Below are 18,309 nucleotides of genomic sequence, written 5' to 3' on the forward strand. Positions count from 1 at the left end.
CGGCACCACGCCCCCACACCCCCCGCCACACCCTCACCGCCGGCCACACCCTCACCTCCCACCGCAAGCAACGCACAGCACCGGCACCACACCCCCACGACAACCGGCGCCCGCCGCTCGCGGTCCGAGGCGCGGCTATCGCGGTGTTTTCCGGGTAGCGGGCCGGTTGTGCGATTAGACGTCAACCTCCTCGACTACCTGCTCATCGCGGTCTACTTCGCCACCGTGCTCGCCATCGGGTTCGCCGCCCGCCGCCGGATCAGCTCCAGCCTCGACTTCTTCCTCGCGGGCCGCGGACTGCCCGCCTGGATCACCGGGCTGGCGTTCGTGTCGGCCAACCTGGGCGCGATCGAGATCCTCGGCATGGCGGCCAACGGCGCCCAGTACGGCGCGATGACCGTGCACTACTACTGGATCGGCGCCGTCCCCGCGATGGTGTTCCTGGGCATCGTGATGATGCCCTTCTACTACCGCTCGAAGGTGCGCAGCGTCCCGGAGTTCCTGCGCAGGCGCTTCAACGGCGCCACCCAGCTGCTGAACGCCCTCATGTTCGCGGTCGCGCAGATCCTCATCGCCGGGGTGAACCTGTACGCGCTCGCCCTGGTCATGGAGGCCCTGCTGGGCTGGCCGCTGCCGGTGTCGGTGGTGGTCTCGGCGCTGATCGTGCTCTCCTACATCACGCTCGGCGGCCTGTCCTCGGCCATCTACAACGAGGTGCTGCAGTTCTTCGTGATCCTCGCCGGGCTGATCCCGCTGACCGTCCTCGGCCTGGTCAAGGTCGGCGGCGTGGCAGGGCTGTTCGACAAGGTACGGCAGAGCGCGCTCGGCGAGGGCGGCCTGCACACCTGGGCCGGAACCGCCGGCGCCAACCCGATGCAGGCCCACTGGATCGGGATCGTCTTCGGGCTGGGGTTCGTGCTCTCCTTCGGCTACTGGACGACGAACTTCGCCGAGGTGCAGCGCGCCCTGTCGGCCAGGAACACCAACGCGGCCCGGATGACCCCGATCATCGCGGCCTTCCCCAAGCTGTTGATCCCGCTGGTCACGGTGCTGCCGGGGATGATCGCGCTGGTGCTCTTCGGCGACCTGGGCAAGGGCCAGGACTACAACGACGCGATCCCGCTGCTCATGCGCGACCTGCTGCCGAACGGCGTGCTCGGCGTCGCGGTGACCGGGCTGCTGGCCTCGTTCATGGCGGGGATGGCGGCCAACATCAGCGGGTTCAACACGGTGTTCACCAACGACATCTGGCAGGCGCACGTACGCCCCGACCGGCCGGACGGCCACTACCTGAACGTGGGGCGCGTCGCCACCGTCGCCGGCGTGGCGCTCGGCGTGGGCACGGCGTTCATCGCGGCCGGCTACTCCAACATCATGAACTACCTGCAGGCGCTGTTCAGCTTCTTCAACGCGCCGCTGTTCGCCACGTTCGTCGTCGGGCTGTTCTGGCGGCGGATGACGCCGTGGGCCGGGTTCTGGGGGCTGCTGGCGGGGACGCTGAGCGCCTTCGCGTCGTACTTCGCCTACAAGGCCGGCGTGGTGGACTTCGGCACCGAGCTGAACGCCAGCTTCTGGGGCGCGGGCATCGCCTTCGCCGTGGACGTGGTGGTGTCGGTGATCGTCACGCTGGTCACCACGCCCAAGCCGGAGCGGGAGCTGCGCGGCCTGGTGTACGGCCTGAGCGCCGCGGACCTGGAGGATGACGCCCTGGCCGGCGACACCCGCTGGTACCGCTCGCCGGTGCTGCTCGGCACCGCCGCCGTGATCCTGGCCGCCCTGTTGTACGGAGTGATCCTGTGAGCGACATCCGGATGGTGATCGGCGGGCTGTTCCTGCTGTACGGCGCGATCCTCGTCGTCGCCGGCCTGCTGGGGGACGCGGTGAACCTGTGGACGGGCCTGCCGATGGCCGTCTTCGGCGCCGCCTTCGTCCTGTGGGCCCGCCTCCGCCCCCTCAAGCCCTAGCCGTACGGGCTCCGATCGAGCCACCGAGCCCGCAGGCCGCACGCCCGGCCTGCGGGCTCCGCACCGGCATTCCCGCACCGGCACCCCCTGCGGCGGCGCTGAGCCGTCCGCGTCCGTTCAGTACTCGACCTCGAAGGTGTGGGGGCCGAGGCCGTACCCGTCGCCCCGCGGGACGACGTACCCCTGGCCCGTGAGAACGGCCAGGCTGTCGCGCACCTCGTCGTCCTCCAGGCCGGTCGCCCGGATCACCGCCTCCAGGCCGGCCACGCCGCCGGACCCGACCACCTGCGAGGCCACCGCCTCGTAGACGTGGATGTCGACGTCCGACAGCTCCTGCACGTCATGCCCCTCGGACATCAACGTTGCCTCGCCCCCTCCCTCAGCCTGGCCGGATCGACCTCGCGGTCGGGGAACCTGCGAAGGTATTCCGCCTCTAGCTCGTTGGTACGGGAAGTGTGACGTGCCAGAGCATCGTCTGATCCATGGAAGAATGTGTCACTACGAGTGGCATGGAGTTGCCGCAGCTCGCGTACCACATCCTCGTCGCTGAGCTGGGCCGGATCTATTCCCATCGTCGTCATGGGTTCCCCCTACCCCAGACACCCCCGACAATATCTGTCACAATTCCTGACATATAGCCATTGTTTGGGAGCGATTCGTCGCCTTACCTTCCCGGTATGGACCTCGAGCTCAGGCACCTCAGGATCGTCCGCGCGGTAGCGGACGCGGGAAGTGTGAGCAAGGCCGCGTCCCTGCTCGGGCTGGCGCAGCCGGCCCTCACCGCCCAGCTCAAACGGATCGAGAGGGTGCTCGGCGGCGCCCTGTTCGAACGTGACCGCCACGGGGCGCGTCCCACGCGGCTCGGCGAGCTGGTGCTCGCCCGGGCGCGCGTGCTGCTCCCCGCGGCCAAGGAATTGCAGGACGAGGCCGTACGATTCGCCCACACCCCCTCCCCCGGCTTCCGCATCGGCGCCACCAACGGCCCGATACTCGGCGGCCTGGTCGACCGGCTGGCCGCGGAGCGCACGGTCACCACGTTCACGTCGTGGTCAACGCACGAGCTGATCAACATGGTCGAGCTCGGCCGCCTCGACTACGTGCTGACCGGCGCCTGCGGCGACTCCGGCACCCCCACAGGAACGCTCCTGTGGGAGACGATCAGTGTCGACCCGGTCTTCGCCCTCGTCGGCGAGGACCATCCGCTCGCCAAGGAGAAGGAGGTGGAGCTGGCCGACCTGGCCGGCGAACAATGGGCCGTCACCCCCGGCGACGGCTGCTTCGCCGACTGCTTCGCCATGGCCTGCGCCCGTGCCGGCTTCACCCCCGGAACGATCTACGAGACGGACGTGCCCACCTGCACCCACCTCGCCCAGGTGGGCCGCGCCGTGGTGCTCTGCCAGGCGACCCACCAGGCCCTGCCGGGGCTGGCCATGGTCCCGCTCTCCGGCGCGCCGCTGCGCTGGCGGCAGCTCCTCGGCCGCCACCCCACCGCCCCCGACGCCACCTGGGTCGTCGCCCAGGCCAAACAGGCACACACCGAGGCCGTACGCCGCAGTCCGGTCTACTCCGATTGGCTCGCCCGCAACCCGGCGTACGGCACCGCGCCATAACACCCTGATAGGAGTGAAGTAATAACTCCTCGCCCCCTGGGCCCGCCGTTACCGTGACGGCACCCCCAGTGGCGGGAGACAACCCAGCTCCACCCGCCGGCGCTGATCGCGGACGCGATCGGCGCATCAGCCATGTCCGGCGCCCACCACCACGACCATCCAGGCCCCATCCCACCCTGACCCGGCCCCCGCCTCCAGGCAAGCCGCCATGCCACCCCGTACCTCCGGCACCATGCCACCCCGCACCCCAGGGCGTTAGACCAGCTTCGTACTCCAAGGTGCTTATGCCACCTGCGCACACCAAGGCGCTATGCCAGCTCGTACTCCCACCCGGGCCGCCACTCGAACGGCGCGTCCACCAGGTCCTCGAGCGGAGTGCCGTCCAGCAGGTGCTGCAACGCCCACCGATTGGCCGAATGGGACACCACCAGCACCGTGGCCCCCTGCCACTCCTTCCGCAGGTCCTCGAGGAACGCGGCCGTCGCCGCCACGACCTGCCGATAGCTCTGCCCGCCCGGCCACGGCGTGTCGATGTGCCGCCGGCGCAGGGCCGCGACCTCGCTCACCGGCCGTCCGTTGTAGCTGCCGTAGTCGCACTCCCTGAGCCGCGCGTCGAGCCGGACCTCCTTGACGCCCCCGAACGCCACCTCCACCGTCTCGACCGCCCTACGCAGATCCGAGCAGTGGACGACGTCCACCTCCCGCCTCCGCACCCCGAGCTCGGCGGCCAGCTCCCGCCCCCGCTCGGACAACTCCCCGGGCAGCCACCCGGTGGCGACCCCGATCTCGTTGTCCACCGTGATGGAGTGCGTCTCGTACACCACCTTGATCGCCATATCGGCACCGTACCTCCCCTCCCAACCCCTCCCATTCCGCCCACAGCAAACACAACCCCCAACCGAGACCCGAATATGATCGACACGACTCCACCAACCTTGCCCGGCATGGAATGATGTCCGCGGGACCCCGTCCCCATCCGGCCGTGCGGCACTCCCGGATCCGATGCTCTAGCCTTGACATGCGCGAGCCTCACCAAGATCCACCAGCCGCACACCGCATGTCACAACTGAATCCAGGGGCGGTAGCTCAGCCGGTCAGAGCATCGGACTCATAATCCGTGGGTCGTGGGTTCAAGTCCCACCCGCCCTACTCTTCAAAACTGCGTCTGACCTGGGATTTCTCGGTTTTCGCCAGCCTCGGATCCCGTTTTTGATCACGGCTGGTCGCTCGCTGGTTGCTCTTGCGTACGGACCGTGTACCGGCGGTAGATCGTTTAGACGTCCAGCATCAACTCAGACCCCAAAGACGACCACCAGAAGCCCAAGCCAGAACGCCCCCTCAGCCTCGCCACCAGGGACGGCTCCAGGCATGGGCCGATCCCGTCGGTGAAGACGAATCCGCTGTCCGTCCACGCCTCCCCCGCGCTCAACCGCTCAGCGGCTTGGCGCTTGCGGTGCGCGCGTGGCGCCGTGACGGTGTCGGCGTCCAAGGCGATAGTGCGGTCGCTGGCCTCGGTCTTCGGCCTGCCCTCCACCGGCTCCCAACCGAGCTGGCCTACGCCATCCGCTGCCGGAGGGCTCCATCGCTGGCGCACCGAAGGCGAGGCAGGCCTGTACGACCGGCCCAGCCGCCCGCACACCACCCCGCACCGCACCGCCCCTGACCTGGAAGCGCAGGTGTGCCGGCTACGCACCAGGCGCAAGCCCGGCCTGGCCCGTATCGGCCCGATCCTGGGCCTGCCCGCCTCCACAGTGCACCGCGTCCTGACCCGCCACGGCCTGCACCGCCTGGCATGGCTGGACCGGCCCACCGGCCGGCCGATCCGCCGCTACGAACGCGACAGACCCGGCGAAGTCGTGCACGTCGACGTCAAGAAACTCGGCCGCATCCCCGACGAGAAGGCCGCCACCTGCGCCGCCTTCCTCCGCCGCGCCGCCGCCCACTTCGCCGGACTGGGCATCACGCGCATCTAACGCGTGCTCACCGACAACGCCAGGAGCTACCGCAGAGCCACCGCCTGGCGCCAAGCCCTGGCCGACCTCGGCGCGACCGGCAAACACACCCGCGTCTACCGCCCGCAGACCAACGGCAAGGCCGAGTCCGATCCCAGCCAAGTGCGGCGGCGAGGTCCCGGCGCAGGCGCCTCGGATAGATCCCCGCGCCGCAGCCGCCGACCGGGATCGCTCCTTTGGCTGGTCCGGCTCCGGATCGGGTGAGCACCCGCAAGCACACCGGGACGCCCGACGCCCCGGAGCCTTCAGGCGGGGCCGCCGCTTCAGGGGCCGCCGCTTCATCCGGGCTGGTTCTTCAGCTTGCGCCATCCGCCGGCTCGGTTGTTCGCGATGATCTGCCGAAACATGGCGGTGAGAGCGGGAGCGTTGATCGTTTCCCCTTGGCGGAAGGCCACCGTGCGGGCGGTCTTGTTGTCGTGGCCGGCCGTGATGATGCCTTCGGGGTCGGGGACGATGGCGCCGTCGTACAGGAACACGTTGACGTGGTCCTTGGCGGCGAGCAGGGCGCACACGTTGCCCTTGAGCACGAAGTAGGGCTGTACGGTTCGCTTGATGGTCTCGTTGACCTCGGGGTCGGCGGCGTGGATCAGGTCACGGACCTGTCGGCAGATGTCCTGCTGCCACCCGGGCAGGGCGTCAATGTAGGCATCTACGCGTGGGTCCCTCTCGTAGGGGCGTACGTCGTTCACAGCCAGGCACCCACGATCGCCGAGATGGCGAGGATCTTAATCAGCCAGTCGCCGGCGTGCAGCGTCGCGGTGGCGGCGGGGGTCTTCTCCCACATCATGGAACCGGTGAGCAGCACTGCGGGAAAGCCGAGCCAGAGCACCAGGCCGAGCACGACCGCCGACTTGACGTCGGTGAGGCCGGCGTACCGGGCCAGGCCCGCGATCGCCGAGGCGACGATGAGGCCGCGTGCCAGCTCCAGGAGGATCTTCAGGGGCGGCGGCCGATCGCCTCGGTCCGGGGCGCGCTCGTCCAGCAGGCGTTTCTCGGTCGAGGTGAGCAGAGCGTAGTAGGTCGAGCTGATGACGAACGCCGCGAGCGAGGCGACGAGGACGGAGATCGCGATACCCACGTTCCCTCCAAGGTAAACTAAACGGTACCGTTTCCAACGTTTGTAAACTAAACCGGGTAGTGTTCTGTGTCAAGGAGGTAGTTCGTTGACCGCTTCGGCACGGGCTGAGGCCCGCTCGGCGCGCAAGCGCCAGGAGATCCTCACGGCTGCGCGCACGGTGTTCACCGCCCACGGCTACGTCGGCACGAGCATGGACGCGGTGGCCGCCGCCGCCGGCGCCTCGAAACGGACGGTGTACCAATACTTCGCCGACAAGGAGGAACTGTTCGCCGGCGTCGTCCTGGACACCGTCGACCGCGGTTACGAGTACTTCAAGCCCGCGATCCACGCGCTCGCGGAGGCGGACGACCTCGAGACCGCCTTGCGGGACCACGCCAGGATGACGCTCGCCGGGTTGATGAACCGGGAGGTCCTGCAGATGCGACGCCTCGTCATCGCCGAGGCGGAGCGCTTCCCGGGCATCGGACGCGAGTACTTCGAGCGGAGCTGGGGGCGTACCCTGAAACTCCTCGCCGAGACCTTCGCCAGGCTCACCCGGCGCGGCCTGCTGAACACCCCCGACCCCGAACGCGCGGCCTACATGTTCACCTGGCTGATCGCCTCGATCCCCACCAACCGGGTCGCCTTCCTGGGCGACGCGGCCGTCGGCTCCCCCGAGGAGCTGACCGAACTGGCCGACGAGGGCACCCGCATCTTCCTCGCCGCCTTCACCCCCGCTTGAGAGTGCGCCTGCCGAAAACTACGTCCGTGCAGCTCAAGCAGCATGTGAGTACGCGTGGATGATGCCTCCGAGACAGTCATGTCGGCGGATGGTCAGGTCAATGACACGCACCGGTTCGATGATCGGGTCTGGGACGGCGCGGAGTGGTGCTGCCTGATCGAGGGCTTGATGGGCGCGGTGCTGGTTGTAGAACTTCTCGTACTCGCCGAGGGCCTGGCGGAGGTGGTGTTCATTCCAGAGCAGGCAGCGGTCTAGGAGTTCGTGACGGCAGGTTGGTGCCCACCGTTCCACGATGGAGTTCATCCGCGGTATCCGAATGCCGGTGAGTACGGTTTGGGTGCCGGCTTCGGCGAGGATCTCCTCGATGAGGGTGGGGAACGTGCCGTCTCGGTCGCGAATCAGGGACCGTGCCCTGCTGCCCGCATCCTCCAGATCCATGACGAGATTCCTGATCGCCTGGGTTACCCAGGTGGCGGTGGGGTGAGCGGTGGTGCCGAGCACACGAATACGCCTGGTGGCGTGCTCGATGACGGCCAGGATGTACTGGCGCTGCCCGGTAAGAGTGACGGTTTCGATGAAGTCGCAGGCCAGGAGTGCGTCGGCTTGCGAGCGCAGGAAGTCAGCCCAGGTGGTGGAGGCTCGCTCGGGTGCTGGGTCGATGCCTTCCTGCTTGAGGATCTCCCAGACCGTGGACGGCGCGACCTTGATGCCGAGTGTGGCGAGCTCACCATGTACCCGCCGATAGCCCCAGCCGGGGTTCTCCCGAACCAGGCGCAGGATGAGAGCGCGGATGGACCGGATCGTGGGTCGGCGCCCACGTCGGCCCGGCTGGCAGGTACGGGCGTGGCGCCGTCTCATCAGGTCGCGGTGCCAGCGCAGGACGGTGTCCGGACGGACGACAAGCCGCAGCCGGGGCAGAACCTCACGCGGCAGTGAGGTCAGGTGCGCGGCGAGAAAGGCCCGGTCCTCGGGTGCGAATTTCACTCTGGTGTCGGCGCCGACATGGCGTTGGAGGACGGTGATCTGGTGGCGCAGGACGGGAGTATCTCCACGTCCTTGTCCCGATCGCTCAGGGGCAGCAACCGCAGCGCGGCGAACGTGTTCGTGACGGTGAGGTAGGCCAGGCGAGGGAGCACGACTCATCATCCTGCCACACGCGTTTCCGTCCCCCGGGTGGCCCTGAGTTCGCGCCGCCACGAGAAGGCCTCACATGGTCATGACCTCGGCCGATGTAATTTTCGGCAGGCGCAGAGATGACGGCGACAACTACGTCCAACGAAGATCAGGTAGATCTCCCAGCCTCGATCTTTCTCGACCTTGAGCCGGTCGTCCATCGCCCCGGCCGAGCAGCGCAGACAACAACAGGTCCTGGCCCTGCTCCACCATGACCCCAACCGCCCCTGACCAGCCCGGGGCATCGCCCGCCACCTCCGCGATGTCACCCTCGATACCATGTAGCGGCAACTGTCCCGCTGGGCCGGCAGCCCACTCATCCGCAAGATCGGCCGGGTATCCACACCGCCCGGCCGATCTCTTCAGCACTCTTGCCAACAGCCCAAAAGCCTCAACTGCCTGGCCTTGGGCGAGTCCCCATCCGCTGCTACCGGAATCGTCTGCCGTTCCGTCCCGACCGGCGACTGACAACCGGTGTGGTGATCGTCACAGGGATGCCTGAGGGAGCCTGGGCGCCCGTGATACGCCTCAGCTCGGCCTCGCCCGAACGGACCTCGCTGGTCTGCGGGACGATACCGGCGTCGGCCATCAAGCGGGTCATGTCACGGCGCTGATTGGGCAGCACCAGGGTGACGACGCTGCCGGACTCGCCGGCGCGGGCGGTGCGGCCGCCGCGGTGCAGGTAGTCCTTGTGGTCGCTCGGCGGGTCGACGTTGACGACGAGGTCCAGGTCGTCGACGTGGATGCCGCGGGCCGCGACGTTGGTCGCCACCAGCGCCGTGACGTGGCCGCTCTTGAACTCGGCGAGGGTGCGCGTGCGCTGGGGCTGGGACTTGCCTCCGTGCAGCGCGGCGGCGCGCACTCCGCTGTTCAGCAGCTGTTCGGTGAGCCGGTCCACAGCGTGCTTGGTGTCCAGGAACATGATCACCCGGCCGTCGCGAGCAGCGATCTCCACAGTGGTGGCCTGCTTGTCGGCGCCCTGGATGTGCAGCACGTGGTGCTCCATCGTGGTGACCGCGCCCGCCGAAGGGTCGACCGAATGGACCACCGGGTCGCTCAGATAGCGGCGGACCAGCAGATCGACGTTGCGGTCCAAAGTGGCGGAGAACAGCATCCGCTGGCCATCTGGGCGCACCTGGTCGAGCAGGTGGGTGATCTGCGGCATGAAGCCCAGGTCGGCCATCTGGTCGGCCTCGTCCAGCACGGTGATGCCGACCTGGTCCAGGCTGCAGTCGCCGCGTTCGATGAGATCTCTGAGCCGTCCCGGGGTCGCGATGACGACCTCGGCACCGTTGCGCAGCGCATGGGCCTGGCGGCTGATCGACATGCCGCCGACGACCGTGGCCAGCCGCAGCTTCAGTGCTTGGGCGTACGGCGTGAGCGCATCGGTGACCTGCTGGGCCAGTTCCCTGGTGGGGACGAGGATCAGGGCGAGCGGTCGCCGCGATTGTGCCCGCTGTCCGGAGGTGCGGACGAGCAGGGCCAGGCCGAAGGCGAGTGTCTTGCCCGACCCGGTGCGCCCCCGTCCCAGGACGTCCCGGCCGGCCAGGGAGTTCGGCAGCGTGGCCGCCTGGATGGGGAACGGTTCGTTCACGCCCAGGCCGCTGAGCACCTTGAGCAGTGCGGGCGGCATGCTCAGCTCAGCGAATGTCGCGGCTGCCGGCAGGGCCGGGGTTACGGTGACCGGCAGCGCGAACTCTCTCTGGAGCGCGGCGGGACGCCGCCCGTTGCTGGACCGGTTGGAGGCGCCTGAACGGCCCTGAGCCGGAGAGCTGAATCGGCCGCCCCTGCTTCGGGCGGAGCCGCCCGTACGGGGCGAAGAGTTGCGATCGTGCGCGCGAGTTGCGTGGTTCATGCAGAACCTTCCTCGATGCGGCACGTGTCAGGATCCTCGGCGCGATGAGCGGCACAAGAACAGCTAGCACGAGCCGAAGAAAGACGAGTCGAGCCGGCGGAAACAGCCTGGCTCGTACGTCGAAATGGTCGGCTTTCGCCGGGAAGAACGCGGCTGTGATGCGGCGCCCTGGAACTGGAGCGGGCCTATGCCCGAACCGGAGCCATCGGTGGTGCATCCGGTGTGCGGCGGAAGAACAGACATGCTGTGCTTCTCGGGTTGTGAGGTCATCACGGCACGATGGATGCCACAAAAGCAACGCGCCGGGGACCGCGCCCTGCGGCGCGGGCCCCGGCTACGTGGTGCGCAGTGTCAGGCGGGAACGATGTTCTCGGCCTGCGGGCCCTTCTGGCCCTGCGTGACGTCGAAGGCCACCTTCTGGCCCTCGCGCAGCTCACGGTAGCCGCCGTTGGCGACGATGTTGGAGTAGTGCGCGAAGACGTCGGCGCCGCCGCCGTCCTGCTCGATGAAGCCGAAGCCCTTTTCCGCGTTGAACCACTTCACGGTGCCAGAAGCCATGTTGATCTCCTTCGATGGGTGCAAAGCCGAAATCCGCATCGAACGGATTCCGCGTCGCCGCGATAGGACCACACACCCGGAAATGACCGGAGAACAAAAAATGCACCTGAGGCTACATACCGTCAGGTGCACACAAAGTCTTTATGGGTACCACAACTGCAACTGATCCCAATCTAGCACATGTGCCGGCGTGCTGCGCATGCCCCCGCCGACGCCGACCTCATCCGCGCGCCATCGCCGCCTTGACCTGCAAGTTCCAGGTCCAACTGCGCTGTTGCCCGCACCGCGCCATCCCGATCGGCCAGGCAATCTCCTCGTCCTGCAGCTCATCAAAGAGGCCGCCATTCAGGCTGGGAAAGGCTTACGGTCCCGGGCCCCGCAGGTGTCCCGGCCAGCGCGGCCTGCCTGTACGACCGAGCAGACCGGCAGGTCGGCGAGGTACTCGGCGGCAGCGGGCCGCTCGCCAGTCGAGGATCGGCTAATACTCCAGTGACACATCGGGTCGCCCACCTGGTCGAGAACCAGCCGGTCGCCGAGTACGGCGGCCCGGGCTGGTACCGCATCAAGAGTCGCGGCAAATGCTTCTAGGCGGACGGGATATCAGGCAGCTCAGCGTGCACGATTGCGACTGGGAGCCGCACCAGTGGTGGGAGCTGCGCGTGGGCGGCAACTGGACCCAGGGCCCGCCCGTCCCGGGCACCGGCCCCCAACTGTGCGCCTGCCGGAAAGCACGTCCATGCACGTCAGGCAGACCATGCATCGCATCCGAGGTCCGCTGCGAGCCATCCTGCCTGTGAACGCAAATGACCACGCGATGACTGCTCGGTGGTTGCTCGCACAGCTCGGTCCGCCGCAAAATTCGAGTTCACCACGCAAGCCTGGCCCCAGTCAGCCGCGCCGAGATGGGGGACAAATGGCGCATAGTGCCGATGGCCAAGAACGCATGGTTGCTCGGTGGTTGCTCGTGTGTACGCGATACAGCACGGCACGCGTCGGCACAGACCGACACGATGACGGGGATAATTCCGGCCACGACAATACAAAACAGCACTCCGTGACACCGAGCGACATCAACCAAGGATTCTCATAATCCGTGGGTCGTGGGTTCAAGTCCCACTCGCCTTACTACGCCGATCGGCGGCTTCACGAGCATAGGTAGTCGCGTCATCTGACCATGAGTCACGGTGAGCCACATGTGAGTCACGTCGCCTCCCGTGCCTTGCCGATCTTCCGATTGGCCCCCGTACAGCCTTCAGCACCGGCCGCGCCGTCGCCCGGACGCTGTCGTGATACAGCTGCGGCAGCACCGAGACGTAGACGCGGCGGTCAGCACGATGCCGGCAGGCCCCCACGCCGCAGCTCCATGACGCAGGTCGGGCAACGGCACCGGCGGCCTTCGTTGCGCACGCTCGTGCCAGTCGGCCAGCGCCGGGAGATGCCGCGTCGAACCCAGATCTTGACGATTACCCGAGGCCGGTGCTCACTCGAAGGTGTTTCTCCATCCCGACCGTGAGGAGTCACCCGCGATGAGGATCCGCCGATTACCCTCCGCCGTAGTCGCCGTAGCGCTGGGCGTCAGCGTCCTGGCCGGGACCGCACCAGCCTCCGCCACCACCTCCGCCACCGCCACAGCCCGGACCGGCGCGGCCGGCTGGCCGGCGCCCGACTGGTACCTGCGGGGCCCCTACCAGACGCTGGCCGACTGCGACGCCGGCTTCGACAACGCCGCCGACAGCGGCCTGTACACCGCCCTCGCCGGCTGCCACTGGTTCCGCGGGGGCGGCCTCTGGGCGCCGGGCTACTACTTCGAGGTGTACCTCCCCTGATCGACCGGCGAACTGCGCAGCGATGAGATCGGCAAGGGGCTCAGGCAGGCGTCCGCCCGCCTGAGCCCCGGTGAGAGAGGGCCACGCTGTGGGCATGGAAGATCCCCTTCATCTCTTAGGACGTCTGCGGCTGGGCAGGGAGGAATACTGCCAGCGCCTCCTGACCATGCTCATCGTGGCGGGTCCCTACCCTCCCTGGAACAGCCGCTCCCGGCCGTCGCCTCAGGGAGCCCGGTTCCTGCGATCACTGGACGAGCTGTCGTTCGGTCAGGGCGACTGGCGGACGCAACCGCTGTTGGTGGACGAGTTCGAACTGCGTCCACGGCACGACGACGAGCAGGGCGGGGCCCCCGACTACGCCGCGCTGTGGCCGGACCGCCTCTGGATGATCGAACTGAAGACGGAGACCTCCAGCCACCGGCGGGGCCAGCTGGCCACCTACACCACGCTCGCCCGCCATCACCATCCCGGCCTCCGCGTCGACCTCACCTACCTGACTCCACCGCTCACCTTCGCCCCGCCGGCCGGCCAGGACGGCGTCAGGCTCGCACACGTCACCTGGGCTCAGGTCCTGCCCCTGTTGACGCAGGTCTGGGGCCGGGGCACGGACGCGGAACAGCATGCCCTCGCCACGCTGCTGGAGGCGTTGGCCGGCATCGGATCCAGCTGGTCCGACTGGCGAGCCCAGCGGACGCAGCCGACGCAATCGACTCAGCGAGAGCAGCGGGCTCAGCGGGCCGGCACGACGAGAGCCGAGCCGGCGCCCACCGAGGACACGGTCATGGCCATGGTCGAGGCCACCGCCCGCGACGGACGTCAGCGAGCCGTGCACGATCCGGCGGCGGACCTGGACCTGCTCCAACGTCGTCGTCTGGCCCTGCGCCAAGCCATTTGTGCCGAGCCGGAGCACTCCCCTCTCCGGCACGTACGTCCCTGGCTCTGGAGCGCCGCGTCGAGCCTCGGTGCCGCCCTCTCGGCCTCTGGCCGAGAGACCGGCTTCGAACTCCGCCTCTCCCGCTACCGGAACCCGGTGTGCTGAGAGTACGACCGCACCTCGGCATCACGACGGCCGCCACACGCCCGGTGGCGGGCGGGGGCAGGGATGGAGGTCGGTGAAGGTGAGGGTGTTGGTCACGTCACGTCACGTCGATCGAGGAGAGGACGTCCGGGCGACCTCGTGCGCCGGGGCGGCGTACGCGAGGTCCTGCGAGCAGTGCGGCGCGAGGACGGCGCCGCGGGCCGCGGCCCTGACGGACGCCGGAGGTCACACTGCGTGTCGGCGAGGTACGGATCTGCAACCCTCAGGGGCATATCACGGAACCGCTGGTGAGGCTGTCATGTCTACGTACCCGTGGTTCCGGTCGTGAACGTCGCCCCGTCAATGCCCTGCCGTTCATCCCCCTAGGGAGCGTCCTGTGAGCTTTCGTTCAGCTCGGCGAAGCCGGGTCCTGCGCGCGCTGATCGCCGCCGCGGTCGCCGCCGTCAGCGTGATCGCCCTCAGTGCGGCCGCTCCGGCCGCGCGTCCGGCCTACGCGGCCGCGCTCGTGCAGTGTCAGGGGACCGAGACCGTCACGTACAACCCGGGGGTCGTCCTGACGCCGCGGAACGTCACGCTCACGGTGCGGGGCCGGTTCAGTTCCTGCCTCGACAGTACGGGCCAGGTGGCGAGCGGGGCCTACGACGAGGTGTTCACCATCTTCGTCGGCTGCAACGACCTCCTCGACCCGTTCCAGGGCGAGCGGATCATCAAGTGGAACACCGGCGACAGCAGCGTCATCGACGGCAGCGGGAGCAGCACCGCCGTGGGCGGTCAGGTGGTCACCACGTTCACCGGCCCGATCGTCGGAGGCCGTTTCCAGGGCCGCCACGCGGTGGAGACCATCACGCTCGTCCAGACCGAACTGCTGCAGTGCCTGACCACCGGGCTCACCCGGGCGACCGGCCTGACGACGCTCACCATCGTCTGACCCTGCGACGGCCACGCCCCTGGCGCCGGCGGCCGGGCGCGCGGCCGCGGAGCCGCGCGGGCGGAGTGGCGGTTCGCCGGGCCGGAGTTCGCCCGGCCGGTGGGTCAACGCCTGGGCCAGGGCGTTGACCCACCGGCCTTCGGGGCACTACCCGCCCCGGCCTTGCCGGGAGCTCATCGCACCACGTGGACGCGCAGGGCCGAACCGGCCTTGAGGACGGCGGGCCGGGCAAGGATCACGGTCAGGCGCGTCCCTTCGGCGGAGGCGGAGGCGGAGGCGGTGGCGGTGGCGGTGGCGGTCACGGGTCTGCCGTCGAGGTATGCCTTGACGTGCTTGGGGGTCCCGGCCGCCGCCAGCTCCAGGTCGACTGTCCGCACCGTCGCGGTGCCGTACTTCAGGGTGAGGACGTCGTTCTGGGTGAGACCGGCCCGCTTCTGGGCGAACGTGCCCCAGGCGGCGCCGGTGCTGAAGAAGGAGCGGTGGTCCTCCGGCTTCCAGGTCGGGGCGAAGGTCACCTTCTGGGCAGGCCCGTCGAAGGCGAAACCCTGCATCGCCGTCAGCAACGACCAGGACGACAGAGTCCTTCCGTACCATTTGCCACACTCGTCGTCACCGAACGGGCTGCCGGTACCGTCGCCTGTCGAGCACGGGTCCGCGCTGATGTGCTCGGTCCTGGCGCGGCCGTCGTAGCGGTCGGAGACCGCCTTGACCACGCGCAGGCCCTCATCGAGCAGGCCACGCTGGAGCATCAGCGCCGCCGCCGAATACTCGAATCCGGACATGACCTCGTCGAAGTAGAGCGGGCTGTTACCCGGTTTGGGGTTCTTCGGCCAGGTCATCATCTGCAAGCCGGCGTCGGTCTCCTCCACGTACTGCCGGAACTGGTGGCTGACGTCGTAACCGAGGAAGTGCTCCTTGAAATTGTGGCGGAACAGGTTCTTGGCGGCCGTGGTGATGTCGGCCGACGGGTAGATGTCGCCGAGGCCGAGCTGGGTGGACCACCACTGGCCGAGCAGCATGTCGATCTCGACGCCGTCGCCGTAGGAGTGTCCCTGGGGCGAGTAGACCTCGTGGAAGTACTCGCCGTTGAAGAACCGCCGGCTCTGCTTCGTCCGGCCGGAGGCGTAGATCGTGTCATAACCTGCCTTGGCCGTACGGTCGCCGGCGAGTTCGGCCATCTTGGCCGAGGCGTTGACGGCGGCCAGGTAGAGCGAGCCGAGCCAGGACCCGTCGCCGGTCTCGCCGCCGTCGAGCGTGGTGTTGTGGATGCCGGTCAGCACGCCGTCCCGGTCGGGGTCGGCCTGGGCGACCACGTACTCCATCGCCGACTTGATCTTCGGCCAGTTGGCCGTCAGCCAGGCCCGGTCCGTGGTCTGATAGGTCCGGTACGCCGAGAGGATGACGCCGGTCTGCCCGTCGAGGGTGAAGCCGGCGTCGCTGTCGAACCGCATCGGGATCTTGCCCGCGGAGTCCATGTTGTCCAGCCACTGCTGGGTCCAGCGCTGCCCGACCTCGGGCCACAGCCAGGCCTGGCTCTGGGCGTAGTGGAAGACGTGGGTGGGCATGCCCGGACAGCAGCCCCAGCCCTCGCGGGCGCCGAAGAAGCCGTTCTTGGCCCACCACACGGTCGGGGTGTGCAGCAGCGCGGTGGCCGAGGTGACCCGGTCGAGCAGGTACTGGGGCAGGTTCGAGTCGTAGACGGTGTCGTGGTAGAGCCTCGTCCGGCCGATCAACCGGCCGAGGTTGTCCTCGACGTAACCGGCGACGGCGTCGGCGCCGGTCCACCAGTTCTCGTACTGCCGGCCCGGGCCGCCGTTGAAGTTCTGGGCGCCGGGGAAGTGCCAGCTCAGCACGACGGGGATTGTCTTGGACGCACCGGGCTCGACCGTCACCGTGGCCGCCAGTGCGCCGTCCACGGTGGTGTTCGCCGCCGGGCTGCCGGCGTCGGCGGGGCCGGCGAGCGCGCCGTCGTCGGCGAGGTCGCCGTGCAGGGCGTCGAGCGTGGTCCAGGCGGCGGTGCCGGTGACGCCGCCGGCCAGCGCGGCGAGGTTCATGCCGCCCGCGCCCTGCTTGCCGGTCATGCGTAGATTCTTGCCGTCGAACACGGTGCGGTTGTCCCCGTAGCCCGCCACGACTCGGTTGCCGGCGCCGCCGATCGTGTCGTAGCCGTTGAAACCGACCGCGTTCTGCTGCGCGGCCAGCACCGACACCTCGGCGGGCCGCCGGCCCGGGTTCTTGACGGTGATGTTGTAGATCGCGGTGGGGATGGCCGAGTCCTTGACGTCGCCCGGGATCATCGGGTTGAGGACCTCGGTGGAGACCTCGACCGGCAGCGACTCGTCCTTGTACTGATAGTTCAGGATCGGGTACTCACCCTGCTGGGTGAGCGACTTCATCGGCTCGAACGCGCCCACCCCGGTCGTCTGCAGCGCCCGCACCACCGGCCGTCCGCCCGCGGCCTTGGCGCGCACCGCGAAGAAGCTGTTGGGCAGCCTGCCCTTCTGGTAGGTGTCGGCCTCCAGGTGCCAGCCGCCGCGGCCGAGGTTGTTGAAGATCCACCAGGTTGGTCTGGCGCCTGTGCCGTCGTGCACGATGCCTGCCGAGCCGAGCGGGCCCACCGGGAATCGGGTGTCGGTGAGGTTCTGTCCCGCGTAGGTGACCGTGTCCCCGCGTGCCCGCAGGTCGGCGTACGGCCGGGCGTAGGCGTACACCTTGCCGGACTCTGCGCCCGACGAGAGCGCGGACACCGCGTAGAAGTAGGCCGTGTCCGGGCCGGTCGCCCGGTCGGTGAAGCTCGTCCCGGAGACCTCGCCGAGTTTGGTGAAGCCGGAGTCGCGCTCGGTGGAGCGGTAGACCGCGTAGACCTGTCCGCCGATGGCGGGGTCCCACGTCAGCGTCGTCCGGCTCGCCGTGCGGGCCACCCGGACCTCGCCGGGTGTGGCGGGCAGGTCGTTGCGGATGTCGTCGACCGTGATGTGGCCCCAGCCGCTGGTGGAGTCGTCCACCACCTTGACGATCGCGCGTTCGCCGATGTGCGCGGACACGTCGAGCAGGCGCCGGGCCATGACTTCGGCGCTGTCGCCCCGGGCGACGGCGAGCTCCTGCCCGCAGCCGTCGGGCCTGGTCTCGTCGTAGGCGCAGACCGCGACGTAGGTGTTCGCGCCGCTGCCGCCGCCGACCAGCATGGAGACGACCGGCTGGGCGATGGTGAACGTCCCGGAGACGACCACGCCGCGGTAGCCGTCGTCCGGCGTCTGGGTGGGGCTCTCCAGGGTGGACAGGTGGTAGGCGCCCTGCCTGTTGTACGGCCTGCTGTCGTTGTGGTTGACGGCCCGGTCGGTGATGAGCTGGCCGAAGGAGCCCGAGACGATCCGCCAGCCTGCGGGCAGCGTGCCGCTCTCGAAGTTCTCGGTGAAGGCGTCGGCGGCCTGGGCGGGGAGATCGACGACGACGGCGGGCAGGACCAGCAGGCCGCCAACGGCCAACGTGATGAGTCGTCCGGATGGTGTGCGCATGGGTGTTCTCCTGAAGGGGGTCGCCCGTCG

General features: G+C 68.7%; 17 protein-coding genes, 1 tRNA gene and 1 pseudogene. 9 read left to right on the plus strand and 10 right to left on the minus strand.

Going from position 1 to position 18,309, the window contains the following annotated elements; genetic code table 11:
• Positions 1-168 precede the first annotated feature (168 nt).
• Positions 169-1,800: a sodium:solute symporter family protein gene (locus AB0J76_RS27255; protein ID WP_364390790.1), complete on the plus strand. Its 1,632-nt coding sequence runs from the start codon at positions 169-171 to the stop codon at positions 1,798-1,800.
• On the plus strand, positions 1,797-1,964 hold the full coding sequence (locus tag AB0J76_RS27260) for a hypothetical protein (protein ID WP_352327065.1): 168 nt from the start codon (positions 1,797-1,799) through the stop codon (positions 1,962-1,964). Before AB0J76_RS27255 ends, AB0J76_RS27260 begins: the two co-directional genes overlap by 4 nt.
• Positions 1,965-2,081: 117 nt before the next feature.
• On the opposite strand, the gene AB0J76_RS27265 is transcribed toward AB0J76_RS27260, so the two are convergent.
• Together AB0J76_RS27265 and AB0J76_RS27270 are read right to left on the minus strand one after the other, a co-directional pair.
• Positions 2,082-2,321, minus strand: a complete 240-nt coding sequence (locus AB0J76_RS27265) for a hypothetical protein (protein ID WP_352327066.1) — start codon at positions 2,319-2,321, stop codon at positions 2,082-2,084.
• Entirely contained in the window at positions 2,321-2,545 is a 225-nt protein-coding gene (locus AB0J76_RS27270; protein WP_125631040.1) for a DUF6158 family protein, read from the minus strand. Before AB0J76_RS27270 ends, AB0J76_RS27265 begins: the two co-directional genes overlap by 1 nt.
• Positions 2,546-2,641: 96 nt before the next feature.
• Between AB0J76_RS27270 and AB0J76_RS27275 the strand changes: the two genes are divergently transcribed.
• Complete coding sequence (locus AB0J76_RS27275) at positions 2,642-3,574, plus strand: LysR family transcriptional regulator (RefSeq protein ID WP_352327067.1); 933 nt, start codon at positions 2,642-2,644, stop codon at positions 3,572-3,574.
• A gap of 308 nt (positions 3,575-3,882) precedes the next feature.
• On the opposite strand, the gene AB0J76_RS27280 is transcribed toward AB0J76_RS27275, so the two are convergent.
• On the minus strand, positions 3,883-4,410 hold the full coding sequence (locus AB0J76_RS27280; protein ID WP_352327068.1) for a histidine phosphatase family protein: 528 nt from the start codon (positions 4,408-4,410) through the stop codon (positions 3,883-3,885).
• A 239-nt stretch (positions 4,411-4,649) separates the two neighbouring features.
• Between AB0J76_RS27280 and AB0J76_RS27285 the strand changes: the two genes are divergently transcribed.
• Positions 4,650-4,723: transfer RNA gene (locus AB0J76_RS27285), tRNA-Ile, on the plus strand.
• A 428-nt stretch (positions 4,724-5,151) separates the two neighbouring features.
• Positions 5,152-5,673 (plus strand): annotated as a pseudogene (locus tag AB0J76_RS27290) (leucine zipper domain-containing protein); the annotation flags it as partial.
• Between the two features lie 191 nt (positions 5,674-5,864).
• Here AB0J76_RS27290 and AB0J76_RS27295 read toward each other — a convergent pair.
• Both AB0J76_RS27295 and AB0J76_RS27300 read right to left on the minus strand, forming a co-directional pair.
• A complete protein-coding gene (locus tag AB0J76_RS27295) occupies positions 5,865-6,275 on the minus strand; it encodes a DUF1801 domain-containing protein (RefSeq protein WP_352327069.1) in 411 nt (136 codons plus the stop codon).
• Positions 6,272-6,664, minus strand: coding sequence for a DUF1761 domain-containing protein (locus tag AB0J76_RS27300; RefSeq protein ID WP_352327070.1), 393 nt, complete (start codon positions 6,662-6,664; stop codon positions 6,272-6,274). The genes AB0J76_RS27295 and AB0J76_RS27300 overlap by 4 nt, the downstream gene beginning before the upstream one ends.
• 85 nt (positions 6,665-6,749) lie before the next feature.
• Between AB0J76_RS27300 and AB0J76_RS27305 the strand changes: the two genes are divergently transcribed.
• Positions 6,750-7,385, plus strand: coding sequence for a TetR/AcrR family transcriptional regulator (locus AB0J76_RS27305; protein ID WP_352327071.1), 636 nt, complete (start codon positions 6,750-6,752; stop codon positions 7,383-7,385).
• Positions 7,386-7,418: 33 nt separating this feature from the next.
• Here the strand turns inward: AB0J76_RS27305 and AB0J76_RS27310 are convergent, their stop codons facing one another.
• The 4 genes from AB0J76_RS27310 to AB0J76_RS27325 all read right to left on the minus strand — a co-directional run bounded on the left by AB0J76_RS27310 (position 7,419) and on the right by AB0J76_RS27325 (position 10,971).
• Positions 7,419-8,369, minus strand: a complete 951-nt coding sequence (locus AB0J76_RS27310) for an integrase core domain-containing protein (RefSeq protein WP_352327072.1) — start codon at positions 8,367-8,369, stop codon at positions 7,419-7,421.
• The gene (locus AB0J76_RS27315; protein ID WP_352327073.1) at positions 8,366-8,521 is read right to left on the minus strand and encodes a hypothetical protein; all 156 of its coding nucleotides are present in this window, start codon (positions 8,519-8,521) and stop codon (positions 8,366-8,368) included. The genes AB0J76_RS27310 and AB0J76_RS27315 overlap by 4 nt, the downstream gene beginning before the upstream one ends.
• A gap of 464 nt (positions 8,522-8,985) precedes the next feature.
• Positions 8,986-10,191, minus strand: coding sequence for a DEAD/DEAH box helicase (locus tag AB0J76_RS27320; RefSeq protein ID WP_352327074.1), 1,206 nt, complete (start codon positions 10,189-10,191; stop codon positions 8,986-8,988).
• A 573-nt stretch (positions 10,192-10,764) separates the two neighbouring features.
• On the minus strand, positions 10,765-10,971 hold the full coding sequence (locus tag AB0J76_RS27325) for a cold-shock protein (protein WP_020545593.1): 207 nt from the start codon (positions 10,969-10,971) through the stop codon (positions 10,765-10,767).
• Positions 10,972-12,497: 1,526 nt separating this feature from the next.
• Here AB0J76_RS27325 and AB0J76_RS27330 point away from each other — a divergent pair.
• The 3 genes from AB0J76_RS27330 to AB0J76_RS27340 all read left to right on the plus strand — a co-directional run bounded on the left by AB0J76_RS27330 (position 12,498) and on the right by AB0J76_RS27340 (position 14,764).
• A complete protein-coding gene (locus AB0J76_RS27330) occupies positions 12,498-12,797 on the plus strand; it encodes a hypothetical protein (RefSeq protein WP_352327075.1) in 300 nt (99 codons plus the stop codon).
• Positions 12,798-12,891: 94 nt separating this feature from the next.
• Complete coding sequence (locus AB0J76_RS27335; RefSeq protein WP_364390799.1) at positions 12,892-13,836, plus strand: hypothetical protein; 945 nt, start codon at positions 12,892-12,894, stop codon at positions 13,834-13,836.
• A 376-nt stretch (positions 13,837-14,212) separates the two neighbouring features.
• Positions 14,213-14,764 (plus strand): hypothetical protein, encoded by a 552-nt coding sequence (locus tag AB0J76_RS27340; RefSeq protein WP_352327077.1) that lies wholly within the window; start codon positions 14,213-14,215, stop codon positions 14,762-14,764.
• Between the two features lie 173 nt (positions 14,765-14,937).
• Here AB0J76_RS27340 and AB0J76_RS27345 read toward each other — a convergent pair whose 3' ends face one another.
• The gene (locus AB0J76_RS27345; protein ID WP_352326497.1) at positions 14,938-18,279 is read right to left on the minus strand and encodes a GH116 family glycosyl hydrolase; all 3,342 of its coding nucleotides are present in this window, start codon (positions 18,277-18,279) and stop codon (positions 14,938-14,940) included.
• Positions 18,280-18,309 lie beyond the last annotated feature (30 nt).

It is taken from the genome of Nonomuraea sp. NPDC049624, assembly GCF_040675255.1.
Classification (GTDB): Bacteria; Actinomycetota; Actinomycetes; order Streptosporangiales; family Streptosporangiaceae; genus Nonomuraea.